The 17,744-nt window shown below is 62.1% G+C and carries 7 protein-coding genes; 1 reads left to right on the forward strand and 6 read right to left on the reverse strand.

Going from position 1 to position 17,744, the window contains the following annotated elements; genetic code table 11:
* Positions 1-73 precede the first annotated feature (73 nt).
* From H6B30_RS01245 to H6B30_RS01260, 4 genes are all read right to left on the reverse strand, one after another.
* Complete coding sequence (locus H6B30_RS01245) at positions 74-2,506, reverse strand: glycoside hydrolase family 2 protein (RefSeq protein WP_205107102.1); 2,433 nt, start codon at positions 2,504-2,506, stop codon at positions 74-76.
* A 479-nt stretch (positions 2,507-2,985) separates the two neighbouring features.
* Positions 2,986-7,602, reverse strand: a complete 4,617-nt coding sequence (locus H6B30_RS01250) for a rhamnogalacturonan lyase family protein (protein ID WP_205107104.1) — start codon at positions 7,600-7,602, stop codon at positions 2,986-2,988.
* A gap of 435 nt (positions 7,603-8,037) precedes the next feature.
* Positions 8,038-9,852 (reverse strand): FN3 associated domain-containing protein, encoded by a 1,815-nt coding sequence (locus H6B30_RS01255; protein ID WP_205107106.1) that lies wholly within the window; start codon positions 9,850-9,852, stop codon positions 8,038-8,040.
* 26 nt (positions 9,853-9,878) lie between these two features.
* The gene (locus H6B30_RS01260; protein ID WP_205107108.1) at positions 9,879-10,718 is read right to left on the reverse strand and encodes a hypothetical protein; all 840 of its coding nucleotides are present in this window, start codon (positions 10,716-10,718) and stop codon (positions 9,879-9,881) included.
* Positions 10,719-11,305: 587 nt separating this feature from the next.
* Here H6B30_RS01260 and H6B30_RS01265 point away from each other — a divergent pair.
* Complete coding sequence (locus H6B30_RS01265) at positions 11,306-15,583, forward strand: hybrid sensor histidine kinase/response regulator transcription factor (protein ID WP_205107110.1); 4,278 nt, start codon at positions 11,306-11,308, stop codon at positions 15,581-15,583.
* 138 nt (positions 15,584-15,721) lie between these two features.
* On the opposite strand, the gene eno is transcribed toward H6B30_RS01265, so the two are convergent.
* Together eno and H6B30_RS01275 are read right to left on the reverse strand one after the other, a co-directional pair.
* A complete protein-coding gene (gene eno, locus H6B30_RS01270) occupies positions 15,722-17,029 on the reverse strand; it encodes a phosphopyruvate hydratase (protein WP_205107112.1) in 1,308 nt (435 codons plus the stop codon).
* Between the two features lie 476 nt (positions 17,030-17,505).
* Positions 17,506-17,744: hypothetical protein (locus H6B30_RS01275; protein WP_205107114.1), on the reverse strand; the 239-nt coding region annotated here is incomplete at its 5' end.

Consider the following 17,744-nt stretch of genomic DNA (forward strand, 5'->3'; position numbering starts at 1 on the left):
CGTCAGGCGGGCCGCCCGGCATGCCCTTCGGCATGTCGCGGCGGCCCGCCTTGTGGCCTTGCGCGTTGCTGTGTCAGCGTTTTGCCACTCTGATTACCGTGTCGACGGCCTTCTGCCCTTTGGCCTTGGCCCTCACGGTGATGCTCCCTTCCGTGGCCTTTGAGCGCACAATGAGTTGCGCGCGGCCCTGGTAAGTGGTGCGGCTGTCGGCCTGCCACGGCTCGTTGCTCAGCATGTCGGCGTTGGCTACGCCCGCGTTGGTGCCGCATCCCTTCACGTCGAAGCTTATCTTGACGTCGTTCACCGGGCACACATTGCCGTCTTTGTCAACCACCGTATAGTCTATGTAGGCCAGGTCGAGGCCGTCGGCGCATAGCGTGTCGGTGCTGGCGCTCACCACGAGGCGTGCCGGTTTGCCGGCGGTGCGTATCACGTCGTCGGCCACCTTGGCCCCGTTCCTGTAGCCTATGGCCTTGAGCTCGCCCTCGGCGTATGCCACCCGCCATGTCAACTCGGGCGGGGTGCCTGCTGCCGGCAGCCGTTTGCGGCCCAGCGAGCGGCCGTTGAGCGTCAGCTCCGTCTCGTCGCAGTTGCTCATCACCTGCACCGTGAGCGTGTCGCCCGGGCGGTAGTTCCAGTGCTCCTCGAGCTTTGTCCACGTCATCTTCAGGTCGTTCCACACCAGCGAGCCTTGTCCCGAGGCCGGGCGCGTCACTATCTTGACCATCGGCTCGGGCCAGTAGAAGCTGCGCACGCTCTGCCCCAGCGGCTTGACGCGGTTGGTGAAATCAATCAGTCCGCGCGTCCAGCCCTTCGACGGCCAGCCGAACGACTCGCCAATGTAGTCGGTGCCGCCCCAGTAGAAGTGTCCGATGGGGTACGAGTGGTCGTAGTTGAAGTAGTCGTATCCAAGGTCGCCCACGGCCAGTTCGCCCGCCATGAACATCAGCTGCGGGTATTTCTTGTGGTCTTCGTCCCAGAAGTTCTCAAGGTAATTGGTGCTCACGATGTCCGAATAGTACTCAAACTGGTGTGGTTCCGACGCGAGGAAGGCTTTCACATCCTTCTTCTTGCGCGTGTCTCCGTATCGGTTGGGATACTGGCTGTACGTTATCTTGCGCGAGGGGTCAATCTTTCGCGTGTGGTCCACGAGCATCTTGAGCATGTTGACGCCCCCGTTGCGTGTCTTGTCGGCCTGTATTTGCTGGTACACCTCGTTGCCCACGCTCCACAGGAACACCGAGGGGTGGTTGCGGTCGCGCTCCATCTGCGTGCGTATGTCGCGCAGGTGCAGGTCGCCCATCTTTGCTTTCGGCCCGTAATAGCTCTCTTCCCATTTGTCGAAAAACTCATCCACCACGAGCACTCCGTGGCGGTCGGCCCAGTCGAGCACGTATTTCGGGTAGGCGTTGTGCGACAGCCGTATGCCGTTGCAGCCCATGTCGCGCGTGATGGCCTCGAGACGGCGGTCCCATGCGGCGCGGAACGATGCCGTGCCGAGCGGCCCCAGGTCGGTGTGCAGGCATACGCCGTTGATGTATGTGCGCTTGCCGTTGACCAGCAGGCCCTGTTCGGGCGTGAACTCTATGTCGCGTATGCCGAAAGGAGTCTCGTAAACATCAGATGGTTGGGAGCTGTGGGAGGGCTGGGAGTTATGGGAGAACTGTGGATAGCGGCCCTCGACATACACCCGGCTTACGGCTTTGTAGAGTACGCCGCGGCCCACCTCCCACAGCTGAGGGGCCCCGACGCTGAGCTCCTGGCGGAAGGTGAACGTCTCGCCGGCGGCAAACGGGGCCACGGCCTCGCGCGAGGCCACCACCCGTCCCTGCGGGTCGACAATGTCGGTGACCAGTCGGCACAGCACCGAGTCGCGCCGGCGGTTGAGCACCGAGGTCTCTATGGCCACGAGGGCGCGGTCGGCCGATATCTTGGGGGTGGTGATGTAGGTGCCGTAGCGGGCCACGTGCACAGGGTCGACCACGTGGAGCCACACGTCGCGGTTGATGCCCTCGCCGTTGTACCAGCGCGAACTTACCCTGTAGGTGTTGTCGTACGACACGGCCACCACGTTGTCGCCGTCGCGCAGCATGTCGGTTATGTCATACTCGAAGTCGAGGTATCCGTTGGGGTTGCGGCCGCCGCAGTCCACCCCGTTGACGTAGACGCGGGCGTCGCGGTATACGCCTTCAAACTCTATGATGACGCGCTTGCCCTGCCAAGCCTTGTCGTAGGCAATGTGGCGGCGGTACCATCCGCGCCCGAGCGGCAGGAAGCCGACGCGCGACGAGGCCCCGTCGCCCTTCTTCTGGAACTCGTGGTGCACGGCGGCATCGTGCGGCAGGTCTACCGTCTGCCACTTCGCGTCGTTGTATTCCGGGGCCTGCGCCCCCTCGATGGCCTCGCGGATGAACTTCCATCCGAGGTTGATGTTGATTTTCTCGCGCGCCTGCGCCGCCACTACGGCGGCCAGCGCAATCAGCAGTGATAGTGTCTTTCTTTTCATATATACTTTTTGTTGTGTGCTGTGGTGTGGCCCCCTCCCTTCCTCTCCCTGTGGTTTATGGGCCGTAAACGGGGACGGTGGTGGCGAGAGAACGGCCTTATGCCCCCCTGGCCGACTGTCGGTTGATTTCTCGTGGTGCGCCGCCGACGGATGCAAAATTAGTGGAAAACACATCAAGAGGCATGTCAATATCGTACGAAAAGTTGTATTCCCGTTCGTTTTGTTGTCCGTTGGCATGCCGGATAAATGCTGTTATGCATCATTGCGGCCGTGGATTGGCACAACCGTGGATGCCTTGGTGATGAGGCATGTTACGCTTCAGGCGTGTTGTTCACCTACGGTCGGTATGTTTGCGTGGCACCTGCCGTTGAGAGGTGGCTTGCAGAATGAGCGGCAATCTTGCACCGCCAGCGGACAGGCCGCAGGCGTGCAAGACTGCCGCTCTCTTCGTTTGGGCAGTCGTGGTGGCTCGAGGCAGGCTATTCTTTTATGGCCTTCTCGCCGCCAACGATGTATACTCCAGGTGCAAGACCGTCGAGAGCCCTGTCACTTGGGACGTTGTCGCGCAGCAGTTTGCCGTCGGTGGAATAGACGCTGACGGTGCCTTCGTCGGCCGTCACGCCGCCGACAGAGGTCACAGTGGCCACGGTGAGCACCCCGTCGGTCTTGAGCCGCGAGTCGTCCCACACCACTTCATATCCCTCGCACTCCGTTTTCAGGGTGTAAGAGCCGGCCTGTGTGCCGTCGCCCACGAACACCTCAAACTCGTCGCCGGGCTGCAGCGCGACGCCTTGCTGCACCTTCACGAGCAGCGTGTCGTTAGAGTGGGCCAGCCGTCCGGATATGTCGAACTTGTCGTTGTTGCGCCCTCCGAAGCGCCCACGCTGTATCTTGACCATCAGGGTGCTGCCCGTGTACATCGTGACGTTGCCCAGGGCGGTGATCGTTCCGCACCCGCCGTCGTTGCCGGCGGTGAGCACGCCACCCTTGTACACCGCTATCGAGCCGGCGTAGCCTTCGCCTGCAATGGTGCCATGGTCGCGCGCGGTCACTATTCCGGTGGTCAGCGGCTCTTGGGTCTGCACATTGGCCAGATGCAAGGTGCCGTCGAAGGCCGTGATGGCTGCCGAACTGCCCGTTCCGAGCAGCGTCCACGTGCCGGTGCCGTGCTTCTCTACAGCCTTGGCCGCGAGCTTTCCGGCATACGATGCGTCGGTGTTGAGGTAGCCGACGAGGTAAGTGTCGGAGCTGTTGCCCACCTGGCAGTCGGCCGACTCAGACTCGAGCGAGCCCACCTTCGTGGTCACCTCCTCGCTGTCGTCGCTGCCCTGGCGCTTGTGTTGCACGTTGGCTCCGGCCTCGAGCACCAGCCGCGCGCGGCTCATGTCGGTCACCCCGGCCGACAGGCGCACGCTGTTGCCGCTGGCAATGAGCGTTCCCTCGAATGCAGAGAAGTCGGCGTTGAGGTCGCTGCGCACCCCGTTGCCCACCACGGTGAGCGTGCCCTTGCCCCTGACGCTGCCATCTATCACGCCGCGAGTGGTGTTGCGCAAGGTGTTCTCGGTTCCTTCCACAACGTTGAACGCATAGTTGAACGCGGGCATGGTGCTCATCGAGCTGTTGCTTGCCATCTGCAGTTCGCCGCCGGCGAGCGTGAGCGGTGCCCCCGAGCCGCCGAACGAGGCAGAGTAGGTGCCCTGTATCACGAGTCCGCCTTTGATGATGAGTCCGCTGATGGGATAGACCCCGCTGCCCCTGAGCGTCAGTCTGCCGGGCCCTTCCTTCACCAGGTAGCCGTCGCCGCGTACCTGTGCGTTGAGCGTCAGCGCCCCTTCCGGGTCGGCGATGCACAGGGCCGCCGTGTCGCTGATGGTTATGATGCGGTCGGTGGCAGCGCTCTCGGCCGTGACATTGAGCCGTGCCCCGCCGTTGATTACCAAGTTGCCGGCGTCGGCAGAGGCAGCCCCGATGGCGCTCTTGCTGCCGCCCACGCTTATGTTGCTTACGGTCAGCGTGCCTGCGTTGACCACGGTCGGGCCGGTGTAGTCGCTGTTCTGCAGGTCGATGCTCAGCTCGCCATTGCCGTCTTTGGTCAGTCCGGTGGTGCCGGTCAGTCCTCCCGAGCCGCTGAGGGTGTAGGCCTGGCCGTCGAAGTCGAACGTCACCGAAGCCGGCTTGACGTAAGTGTCGAGCGTAATGTTGCGGTTGGCCGATGCGTCGGTGAACGATATGGCGTCGCCGTTGACAAACTCCGTGGCACTGCCGTCAACCTTGAAGTTGCCATCTTTGTAGTTCCACGAGTTGCTTTCGGCGCCAGTCCATGTCACGCCCTGCTCGGGTGCGCGCATCTCGTTGACCACGATGGCTATCTGGTTGGCGTCGACCACAACGTCGTAGTTGACGCCTTCGAGCCCTCGGGTGGCTATATGCTGTGGCTCGGCGGTCAGTTTGCCGGTGCATTCGGCCACCACATAGCGGCCCGCAGCCAGTTCGCCGCCATCGGCCACGAGCGTTATCGTGTTGTCGCCCTCGAGCGTCAGGTCGCCTTCCACCCTTATCTTTGCGGCCTTTCCCGACGCAATGGCAGCTTCGATGTACACGTCGCCGGGCAGTGTGAGGCTTTTGCCGAAGGTGAGCGTGCCGTATTTGTCGGCCGGGCTGCCCGGCATGAGCCTGCATCCCTCGTAGTTGAGTGCCTCCTCAAAGGCCATGTCGCCGCTTATCAGGCCTGTGCCGGCCAGCGTGCCCCTGGCCCTTAGCTCTATGGGGCCGGCCACGGTGCCGTTGAGACAGAGCGTTCCCTCGCTGATGACCGTGCGCCCGGTGAAGGCGAAGTCGGCGTCGAACGATGCCGTTCCCTGCATCGACTTCCACAGTTCCATGCTCCCTGCCAGCCTGCCTTCGCCCGTGAAAGAGTAGTCGTGGCCCTTCGGTGCCATCACATATACCGCTTTCGGGCTCACCGTGCCGTCGATGCTGATGGGCTTCGAGTTGTCGCCGCTCATGTCGAAGATTACGCTCTGCCCGTCGGCATAGGCCTTTTCGGATGAATGGTCAAACGATGTGAATCCCCGGGTGCCTGCGCCCCAGCTCCCGCCTTGGGCCCACCGCAGGTCGGCTACGGCCGTCGGGGGCAGCGGCGGGTATGGCATGTCGCCCCCGAGATAGAATCCCGGGCACGGCATCTGGTAGTAAGCGCGTGTGGTGCAGTCGAGACGGTAGTGCGGGTCTTCCTGCAACGTATACATGCTGTGGTCTGACGGTATGTCGGTAGAGTAGCCCACGAGGCCCGTGGCGTGGCTGTCGTTCTGCTTCATCAGTATCACCTCTTCGCGCCAGTCGCCCGTCATGTCGCCGAAATAGCCCGGTCGCGCGCCCGTCTGGGCATGCACCTTCCATCCGCTCTGCCTGGAGAACTCGATGAGCCGTGTCCCGCCGAACTTCTGTACGTGTACGTTGGTAGAAGAGCCGTTGCCACCTGCCGAGGCGAGCAGCTCGCGTTGCAGGTCGCCATCCCACCAGATGGCCTCGACGGGATATGCGTTCTCGCCCGTGCTGATTACGTTGCCCTTGCAGTCGAACAGCTTGTCGGAGGCGGCAAACGACCAGCTCTCGAGCCCCTTGTGCCCGGGGTCGACGTCGATGCAGCGCCCCCGGCCCACGTCTTGCGACTTCGGCATCCACCATTCGTGTATGTGTTCGCCCGTAGCCACGTCGTATAGGTAAGCCCCGCAGTAGCTCGACTGCTGTATGGCAAACACCTCGAGGCCCGGCCGTTCGGGGTCGATGTCGGTCACGTCGAAGCGGTCGCCGTGGCCGATGCCGGGGCTCATTACCCGCCCTTTGGCCGGGTTGATGGCATAGCCGCCCTCCATCAGCTCGTCGATGCCGTCGCCGTCGACGTCGGCCACGCGGAACTGGTGGAACTCAGCCGCCGCCGGCGTGGCCTGCTTCAGCGGGTATGTGAAGCTGTGGTGCCAGTTTGACGGCTTGCCGCCGTCCCAGTCGTACTTCCATTCCATTATGTAGTAATGGTGGCCGGTGGTCTTTGAGCGGTTGTAGCACTGCATGGCGAGCGATGGATGGATGCCGTCGAAGTAGCAGATGGCAAACTTGCCGTTGAGGAAGGCATATTCCTGCCCCTGGCTGTCGTTGAGATATTCGTTGCGGTTGTCGCGTCGCCAAGTGTCTTCGCCGTCGGTTATGGCGCTGTAGTTTATCTCGGAGCAGTCTATCTCCTCGCCGGTGCGCCCGTCGACCACCGACACATAGAACGGCGCGTTGTACTTGTCGCTCGTGCGGTAGTCGTAAATGCCGTCGCCGTCGACGTCGGGCGACGTGCTCCCCATGGCATACTTGCCCCATGTGTTGGCTTTCGAGTCCCAGAAGCGGGTGCCGTCAGAGCTTTTTATTATCACCTCGCAGCGCCCGTCGCAGTTGATGTCGTAGGCCAGGGCCATGTCGTTCTGTCCGGCGCTGAGGTTGATGTTGGGGCCGATGTCTATCGTCCAGAGGCATGTTCCGTCGAGCGTGTAGGCCTGGAGCTTATGGCTGTCGGTGGGCTTTACGCCCCCGTAGTCGGGGTCGGGCTCCCCCGAGGTGGAGTGAAGCCGGTCGACGAGCACCGCGTCGAACTCTCCGTTGCCGTCGAGGTCCATCGGCCAGACAAACTTAACCTTGTAGTTCTTGGGGTTGAGCACCTTGTCTTCAAAGTCGAAGTCGAAGAACAAGTCTTTCCATTGCTGCTGCTTGAACAGGAAGGGGTTGCTCTTGCTGCTCTCAACACCGTTGCTGACGGTGGTCACCGCCCGTTCCGAACCGTAGGGAACGACGCTGCGCGTGGTCTCGAAGTTGGTCTTGGTGATGGGCTCGGAGTTCACCTTGGTGTAGTCTTGCGACCCCTGTGCGCGGCGGTATAGGTTGTAGGTGCAGTCTTCGGGCTCCTGCGCCAGCTTGCGCCAAGAGACGAGCACCGCGTCTTTCGAGTTGTCGGTGACAGCCACCACGGCCCTCCCGAGCGGCTGCTGCAGCCGTTGAGCCATCATATTGGCGGGCAATGCGGCCAGCATGATAAGTGTAAAAGTAAGTTTCTTCATATTGCTTCAGGTTTTTGTTTGATGTCCCATGCACCGTAGTGCAGGAACATTGGGTGTAAGATTATTTCGACATGGGCGTTTTGTTCCGCCCTTTTTCACAACTGACTGATGTACAGCGGATTGCCATGCGGGCCCGTTTGACATTGCCGTAAGGGCCGTATTGGCATCCCATACGGGCCGTCTTGCAGTGCCGGACGGCCCGTTTTGGATTGTCAGATGGCATGGCGTGGCGGCGCCTGACGGCTTTGTCAACAAATCGAACCAAGGGCCGCCTTGGCCGCCAACGGCCCCTTTTGGGCGCGAGAGCCGTTCCGCAGCCGCCCCCGGGCCATTCCCTGCCCGATGCTGGCGGTGGTGCAGGGTGGCCGCAGGCGTGCGGCTGCGTAAGCGGCTTGTTGCAGTGTGGCTGCGTTCACGGCCGTTAGGACCGGCCTGTCACCTCACTACGACCTTGCGTGCCTTCACCGTGCCGTTGGCATATACCTCCTTCACGATGTTGATGCCGCGCTTCATTGCCGGCAGGCGCGTGCCGCTGAGGCTGTAAATCTCGGTTCGCACAATCTCGCCGTCGGGTTGCGCATTGCTTATTCCGCTGACCATGTCTTCGTATTCTTCCGACAGCTCGCCGTGGTTCTTTACGTAGATGTCGAACACAGCGGCCATGCCGCCAGCCGACGCAACTTTGACAAACACCTCGTCGGTGCCCTCGTATGACAGCAGGGTGCGCTTCCAGATGCGCTTGATGTCGCCCATTTGCAGGTCGCCCACCTTCTGCCAGCTGTCGGCCTGCAGCGTGTCGGTGGCCACGTAGAGCTCGGCTGCGGCTTTTCCCGAATTCTCTTTGTTGGAGATGTAGGTGATGACGTCAAACGGTCCCTTAAACCTGACGGTGCTCTGTATGCTTGCCGTGTAAGGCTCGTTGCGCCCGTCGGCAGTCTGTTTCACCGCGTCGAATGATACGCAGCAGTTGGTGTTCTCGCCGTGGTCGTCGGCAACGGTTGCCGGGTTGTACGTGCTTCCGTCGGCAATGATGTGCCCGCTGGGCGTGCGTTCCCACACAATGCCCTGTCCTTCGGTGCGTGCTTCCCAGCCGTTGCCGGTGTTGTGGGTCAGTACGGAGTCGACGGTGGCATACACATTGTACACCGTGACACGCTGTCCGTCGGGGGGCTTTCCCGTCTCCTGGCCTATCACTTCGTCTGTGAAGTATCGGTAGCCTTCCGTATAATAGAAGTATCCGCGCGACGAACCGGCGTTGGGGTTCCATTCCTGCTCGTTGGCGTCGAAGTGGCTCAGTATGTCTTTGCGCACTTCCTTGCCGCTGATGAGCATTGCCTCTTGCGCGGTCTCCGACTGGATGAGCTCGCCTGTGGCGTCGATGGCAAAGGCATAGACGGTAGAGTGCTGCGTCATTGTTATCGGTTCGAGGTAAAGTTCTGCAGCCGCGGGGTCGGCCACGCCGCTGAAGTTGTAGTAAATCTCTGCCCCGGGCGTTGCGCACTCTATTGTCACGGTGCTCTTGCCGGTCTCCTGTGCCACGCTGATGACGGGCGTGGCCACCTGGTCTTTCACCTCCACGGGGTCTGAGCTGACCACGTCGCTCGGCAGGTATCCGTCGCCCTGTGCCACGACCTTCACTATTGTTCCGGCCTCGGTGATGAGGAACGGGCCTGTGTATGCCGTACCGTTTGTGGCTGGGTCGCTTCCGTCGGTGGTGTACCTGTATGTGGTGTTGGGCGTGCTGCAGTCAAACTTCACCTCGGTGGCGAGCTTCTTCAAAGTAGTGGTCACCGTTGGCTTAGCCGTCTTGACCACGGCTTTCTTGGTTTGCATCACCATCTTGATGGCGTTTGGCAGTATGTCGATGAAGCTCTCGTCGGGCTCTCCCATCGGGTATGTGTACGGAACCATGATGTATGCGTTGCGCTCCATGTTGTGAACGTGGATCACGGGCGTGCTGCCGGCCCACGCCAGCACCGAGTCGTTGGCGAAGTATGACCCTTGCGGCGCATCGTATCCGGCCGCTCCATCCCCGCTGATGAACATGCTGAAGTTTCCGTCTTCGTCGACATAGGGCCTCGTGCTTGCGCTCGACGGCTCGAACAGCGTCGACTTGGCCGCCGTTGTGTCCACGTATAGCGTGTTCATCCTGGTCTTTACGGCCTTTGCATATCCCCACGTCTCATACAGCTCCGGGCTGAGGTTCACCATCGGCACGTATGCCACGGCCTCCTTCACTGTCTGCGCCATGCTGTTGTCCCTGCGCATCGCCCCGCTCACACCACGGCCTCGAATGCCATGAGCGAGTCTTTGGTGACGCTCCCGTCGGCCTGCGCCGCGTCGATTTCCACCAGTTCCATGTTCTCAATCCTGTTTGGCAGCTCGTAGGTGATGAGGTCGAGCGGCATGTCGGCGGCCTTGTCGTATCCCTCGAAGCCCGAGTCGTAGATGTAGGCCACCTTGTCTTTCTCAACCACCGGCTCGTCGTCGTAGAGCTCCTGGCCCACGCAGATGCGGTAGAGGTGTATTCCGGCCGTTGCCTGGAACGTCACGTCGACGCTCTCTACGCCGTAGTATTCCTGCACACAGAACACGGCCGTGTCAATGCTGATGGTGCTTGTGGCCGTCTGGTCGGTTGTGCCGTCGATGAACACGCCGTCGGTTGTGGTCTTGAAACCGCGTTCCTCTTCTTTGTTGTGCGATTCGTAAACGACGAAAATTTTCTCTCCGGCGGCCACCTTTGGTATTGTGAAGTAGTCTTGGTCCTTGCTTCCGTTTATCCATAGAAACTGTTTGCCGTGGTATCCAAGCTGGTTGTCGTAGGCAATGACAATGTGCTTAGCGCTCGTTGCGCCAAACTGCAGTCCTTGGGTCTCGGGTATTTCCCATGCAGTACCGTCGATGTTCACGGTCAGCGGGCCCGCTTCGCGGTTGCCTATCTGGTAGTTGCCCGGCGACTCGAGCGTCCAGTCGCCTCCCGACGTGATGTTTTGCTCTATGTTGGCCAGCGTCTCGTCACTCCAGCCGTGCGTGAAGTTCCAGTTCCTGCGCTCCTGGGCGCCTGCTCCGATGACGGTCATGAGGCCCAATGTCAGGGTAATGATGTTTTTTTTCATAAGCAGAATGTTTTAAGTTATATTTATAATGTATTGCCATCCGTGATGTTTCAGGTTGCCTGGCTTGCTTGTTTGCATCTGCAAAGATATGGTTATCGGCTGTTGTGAAATGTATGCATTAGTACGAAAAAGTCTGTTTCCGTACGTTTTTCGAGCAATATTTATTACCTTTGGCGTTGAAACGGGCCTGTGGGCACATTAGCCAGGCCCTGCAGCCGTGTGTCTTGGCTGTTGTGGCCATGCCGAAGTGCCGGGGCACAGCGGCGCCGGCATGTGGCCGTTTCGTGGTGCGGGCTTCGGCTTTCACCGCCCGCCAAATGCCTCCGGGGCCTTGCCTGTGATGGCCGGCCTGCATACCGGCTTTGCCGTTTGGGCCGTATTGCGCTGCGAAACGTGCCGTTTTGGAGCGCGATATGGGTCGTTTTGCAGCATCAAACGGCCCATTTTGCAACGTGCACAGGCTCAGCGGGTTGCGAATGAAGGCGTTTGCGTGAATATGTCTTTACAGTAAATTTATGGCCGTGTGTGTGCGTTGAGCTCGCTCATCCACGGTTTCTGTCGATGATGAATACAAGTATATGAGTTGTTTGCGGATATTTTTGCTTGGCGTAGTCCGTGCCTTGGTGGCGTGGCTGGCGCCGGTAGTGAGTTCGGGCGTGGTGATTTTGACGGCCGCGGCCCTGTTTCCTGCACCCCTGTCGGCACAGGGCGAGGGCGTGGGATATTCCATGCGGCGCATCTCTTCGGCCGGGGGACTGCCGAGCAACACGGTGCACTGCATGGCCCGTGACGCCAGCGGATACATCTGGATAGGCACAAGCAACGGACTGTGCCGTTACGACGGTTTCAACGCCATGAGGCTGCGCGGCATCAGTTGCGACCCCTCGGTTTACATAGAGCCCAACATAGGCGATGTGGAATGTGACGAAAAGCGCGGCTTGGTGTGGGTGCTCACGTCGGCGGGGATAGTAGGCTGCTTCGATGTAAGGCAGTCGCGCTTTGTCGACTATACCGGGCGCGGCGAATACCTGAGGCAGTATGGGCAGTGGATGCTGGCCGACGGCGGCCTCTGGCTCTACGGCAACGGAGACGGCGTGCGCCATGTCGACCGCCGCGGCGGCCGTTTCATCGTCGTGGATTACTCGGAGCGTGCGGGCAACCTGCCTTCCGACGATGTGCGCCGTGTGGCTGCAGACTCCGCCGGCAACGTGTGGTTGCTCACGGCGCGCGGCGCCCTGGCCGTCACCCCGGGCGGCAAGGCGGTGGCGTTAGGGGCCGGGCGCAACATGGCCGGGTGTGCGCCCGTCGGCGGGGGCATGGCCCTCGTTGGCGCCGACGGCTCCATCGGCATCTACGACAGCCGGCTGAGGCTTGCCAGGCGGCTGAGGGTCGGCGGCGTGGGCACCGTGGGTGTCGGGCGGCTCACCCACTGCTGCGAGTGGCGCGGGCAGTTGCTGCTGTTCACAGCGGGCGGCGCGCTGGCCGTCGACATGGCCACCGGGCGGCAGTACCGCCCCGACAGCCTCCAGATAGCCGGCGCCGTGGCCTGCCCGGGCAGCTCGCCCGGCTGGCAGACAGTGGCCAACGGCTCGGGCGACGTGCTCACTCTGCGCTCCGACGGGCTGGCCTCGCGCTTCAACCTGCTGCCCGGAGGGCGCAACCCTTCGCAGGGAGGGGTGAAGATAAGGGTGGCTGCGGCAGGCAGGGCCCTGTACATTGCCACCAACGGCAACGGCCTTTTCTGCCTTGACCCCGCCCGGGGCGCCATGCCTTCGCGGGTGGAGGAGCCCGCCGGCACCGACGCCCTGTCGGACATGTTGCTCTGCATCATGGCCACAGGCGACGGCACCCTGTTGGTGGGCAACGAGGCGGCGGGCGTCACGTGCGTCATGCCAGGGCGGCAGACCCAGGCCCGCTACATCTTGCCCGAGCCGGGCGGCATGGGCAGTCTGGCCAACACCGTGAGGCATATTGCCACGCGGGGCGACGGGAAAATGTTTGTCAGCACCAAGGACAACGCCATATACGACTACAATCCGGCCACGGGCGGGCTTCAGGCCACAGGCCGCCTGAGGGCCTGCGCCTACGCTTTCTTTACCGACAGGCACGGCCATACATACCTTGGGACGCGTGGCGACGGCCTTTATGTGGACGGTCTGCGCTATGCAACCGACGAGACCGCGCGCCATATTCCGTCAAACGACATTTACGACGTGGCGCAAGACGGCCGAGGCCGCATCTATGTGGCCACATGGGACGGCGGGCTGCTCGTGGCCGACAACCCCGGGCAGCGCCCCGTCAGGTTCAGGGTCATGCTCAACCGTACGCGCGATGAGAGGCGCGTGCGCCGCGTGTGCATCGACGGCCGTGGCCGGGCGTGGGTGGCCACGTGCAACGGTCTCTACACCGCCGACACAAGGCAGGGGCGCATTGACAACGCCTCGTTCACGCGGCTGGCCGCTGCCGACGGGTCGCTGCCGGCCACCAACATCATCTGCCTCACCGTGGCAAGGGATGGCAACGTCTATGCCGGCGGGCTCGGGTGTGGCCTGATAAAGGTCAAACCGGGCAAGGGCGCGGCCCGGCCGGGGTATGAGCAGATAACGATGGCGCAGGGGCTTGTCAACGACAACGTGCGCTCGGTGGTGGAAGACCGTTACGGCTACATCTGGGCGGGCACCGAAGAAGGCGTCTCGAGGGTCAACCCGAGCAACAACACTGCCACAAGCTACCGCTTCGGAACCACCTTGGAGGGCAACATCTGCTCTGAGGGCGCGGCGGCGGTGGCACCCGATGGCACGCTGCTCTTCGGCACTTTCGGCGGCATGCTGGCCGTGAGCCCCGTTAACCCTGAGCGCGACATGACAAGGGCGCGGCCCCCGCTGATAACCAATATAATGGTCAACGGGCTCGAACCGTGGCAGGACACCGCGCTGGCAGGGCTCGTGGCCGGGGCCGACACCACAGGCCGCATGGAGCTGGGGCACGACCAGGGCAACATAACGCTGTGCTTCTCGAACATGGACTACGCCAACGCCGCGTCGTCGTTCTTCATGTACCGTCTCGACGGCGAAGACCGCCAGTGGCACACTGCCAACGGAAGGGCGGTGGCACGGTATGCCAACCTGAGGCCGGGAACATACACGTTCCGCGTAAGGGCCATGACCGCCGACACGCGGTGGAGCCCCGACACCACGCTCGCCATAACCATACTGCAGCCGTGGTGGCTCAGGTGGTGGGCCTGGGTGGTGTATGCCGCAGCGCTGGCATCCCTGTCCGCATGGCTCTACTCGCTGTGGCTGCGTGGCTTCAGGCTGCGCCAGCAGGTGCTGACGGAGCGGCGCATGGGCGAGTTCCGCCTTAACCTGTTCACCCAGATAGCCCACGAGTTCCGCACGCCGCTGGCCCTCATACAGGGCGCGGCCGACAGGCTGGCACGCAACGACGGCCGCCCGCCGTCGCGCTCGGCGCTGCAGACGGTGCGCCGGGGCACCTCGCGGCTGCTCCGTCAGGTGAACATGCTCATGGAGTTCAGGCGCATCAGCACGGGAAATGCGCGCCTGCAACTGGTCAGGGGCGGCATAGTGGGATTCGCCAGGGGCATATACATGGACTTCTTCAGCGCGGCCCGGCAGAAAGAGGTGGCTTTCACCATGGTGCCGTTTGAGCGTGACTACACCATGGCCTTCGACCGGCGGATGGTCGAGACAATGGTCTACAACCTGCTGAGCAACGCCATCAAGTATGTGCCGAGGCGCGGCTCGGTGACGCTGCGCCTGCGGCTCGACGGCCGCAAGGTGCTCATCAGCGTGGAAGACAGCGGCCCCGGATTGTCGGAAGAGCAGCAGAAGAGCCTGTTCAGCCCCTTCATGCATGGCTATGTGGGCAGCGGCGGCATGGGCATAGGGCTGTACACGGCGCGGCAGATGGCCCTGTTGCACAAGGGCGACCTTACCTACGGCAGGGCTGCGGGCCTGACGGTGTTCACCGTGGAGCTGCCTGCCGACGAGTCGGTGTATGCCGCCGGCGACTACGGGGCAGAGCCTTCGGCCGACGAAACCGGCACTCCCGGCGCTGGCGGCGGCGTGCGCGAGCTGCTGCCCGAGCCGCTCAACGATGTGAAGGTGGCCATAGTGGAAGACGACCCCGACATGATGGAGCAGCTGCGCACCGAGATTGGCGCTTACTTCCGCACGGAGTGCTATCCCGACGGCGAGAGCGCGGCCGATGGCCTGGCCGCTTCGGGTGTGGCGCTGGTGGTTTGCGACGTGATGCTGCCGGGCATCTACGGCTACGAACTGGTTCGCCGCCTGCGCCACAACGCCGCCACGGCGTCGGTGCCGGTGATAATGCTCACCGCGCTCGACGACGATGAGCACGCCTTGCGCGGCTACAAGGCTGGCGCAGACGACTATATGGGCAAGCCCTGCAACTTTGCCCTGCTGGCCGCCAAGGCCGCCCGGCTCATTGCCTGGCGGTCTCACGGCAGGGCCGAGTCTGCCGGGGGGCAGCCCGAGGGGCAGGGCGGCGTGGTGACGGCACGGGCCGACAGGGCGTTCATGGACAGCGTGCGGAGGGTGGTCGAGGCCCGCCTGGGCGAGCCGGGCTTCGGCGTCGACCAGCTGGCCGATGCCATGTGCATGGGCCGGACAAAGCTTTACGGCAGGATGAAAGAGCTGTTTGGCACCACGCCAAACCGCTACATACTCGACGTGAGGCTCGAGGTGGCGGCGCGGCTGCTGTCGGAGGGCAGGCTCACCGCGAGCGAGGCAGGCTATAAGGTGGGCATGGACAACAGGTCGTATTTCTTCAAGTGCTTCAAGGAAAAGTATGGCGTGCCCCCGGGGAAGTATGCCAGGGGCTGACCGTAGGCACCCGTGGGCGGCGCGGGCGGGGCAGGCCGACATGTGCAAAACGGCGGAGATGGCTCCCGGGGGGAGCGTCTCCGCCGTTCATCCTTTGAGGAAAAGGTAAAATAAACATTCTGTAAGCGAGGCCCGCGCTTACCTCAGCTTCTTGTAGCCGTAGGCTGCCGTGGCTCCGAGTTCCTCCTCGATGCGCAGCAGCTGGTTGTACTTGGCCATGCGGTCGGTGCGGCTCATCGAGCCCGTCTTTATCTGGCCGGAGTTGGTGGCCACGGCAATGTCGGCTATGGTCGTGTCTTCGGTCTCGCCCGAGCGGTGGCTGGTCACTGTGGTGTAGCCGTGGCGGTGGGCCATCTCGATGGCGTCGAGTGTCTCGGTGAGCGAGCCTATCTGGTTGACCTTGATGAGAATGGCGTTGCCTGCGCCCATCTTGATGCCCTTGGCAAGGAAGTCTACGTTGGTCACGAAGAGGTCGTCGCCCACCAGCTGGCAGCGGTCGCCGATGGCGGCAGTGAGCTTCACCCAGTTGTCCCAGTCGTTCTCGTCGAGTCCGTCCTCTATGGAGTCGATGGGATACTTGGTTATCAGCTCCTCAAGATACTTTATCTGCTCGTCGGCCGTGAGCTTGCGACCGTTGGGGTCTTTCTTCTTTCCGTCCTTCAGCTGGCGGTAGTCATAGAACCACTGGCCGTTTTCCTGCACAGCAAACTCGCTGGCTGCGCAGTCCATGGCAATGGTAACGTCCTTGCCCGGCTCGTAGCCTGCGTCGCGGATGGCCTGGCAGATGCTGTCGAGGGCGTCCTCGATGCCGTTCAGTGCGGGGGCGAATCCACCCTCGTCGCCTACGGCCGTCGAGAGCCCGCGGCCCTTAAGCAGCTTTGCCAGGGCATGGAACACCTCGGCGCCCATGCGTATGGCCTCGCGCTCTGAGGGCGCTCCGACGGGGCGTATCATGAATTCCTGGAAGGCGATGGGGGCGTCTGAGTGCGCTCCGCCGTTGATGATGTTCATCATCGGCACGGGCAGCACGTAGGTGTTGGCGCCGCCTATGTAGCGGTAGAGAGGTATCTGCAGGTAGTTGGCGGCTGCGTGGGCCACGGCCAGCGACACGCCAAGGATGGCGTTGGCGCCAAGGTTCGACTTGGTCTTGGTGCCGTCAAGCTCCAGCATCTTGTGGTCGATGGCGCGCTGCTCAAGCACCGACATGCCCACAAGGGCGGGGGCTATCACCTTGTTGACGTTCTCGACTGCCTTGAGCACGCCCTTGCCGCCATAGCGCTGCTTGTCGCCGTCGCGCAGTTCGAGCGCCTCGTTCTCGCCTGTCGAGGCTCCCGACGGTACCGATGCGCGGCCGGTGAAGCCCGACTCGAGCGTCACTTCTACCTCAACCGTTGGATTTCCTCTTGAATCCAGAATCTCTCTTGCGTGGATTTTCTCGATGATCATAATCTTATATGTTTTAATTTGTCGTTTAATTGAATAAATGGTCTCTTGCTGAAACGACTACAAAGATAGTGCCAAAATGCGTGCCGGCAAAAAAACGGGCATCATAATAAATAGGTATTTTGGCCGTGGGCAGCGGCTGTGGCGCGCCCGGCGGAGGCCTGTGCGGGCTGTTGGCTGTGGCTTCGAGGCACGCTCTGTGATGCCCGGCGCAGGGGCATGGAGGCGGGAAAACGATTGCAGTGTTCCAAAACGGGTCATTCGGTGTTGCAAAACGGGCCGTTTTGCACCTTGAAACGGGCCGTTTTGCAGGCATACCAATTATTGGTGACTTGCGACGGCTGTGCTCCCCGTGCCGCCCCGCGCCCACGATGCCGGGGCAGCCTGGTGCAGGCCTGCCCCGGAAACGGTTGGTGCGACATTGTGTCATACTGTCACCCGGCCCAGACTTTGAGTCACGCCGTTGGCTGGCGGAGGCCTCAGTGCTTTGCCTTGCGGGCAAACTTGTAGGCCAGCGACAGCATGAGGTAACGGGGGATGCTGTTGTATCGCGTCTCGGTGCGGCCCTGGGCGTTCACGGAGTAGTCTTTGTTAGACAGTTGGTGAAGCAGGTCGAAGGCCGTGAGCTTGGCCACGAGACAGCCCTTGAAGAACGACTTCGAGAGCTGGGCGTTCCACACCGGGTCGTCGGTGTTCATCTCGGCGCTGCCGTATCCGC

Origin of the sequence: Marseilla massiliensis (assembly GCF_016899955.1) — a bacterium.
GTDB lineage: Bacteria > Bacteroidota > Bacteroidia > Bacteroidales > Bacteroidaceae > Prevotella > Prevotella intestinigallinarum.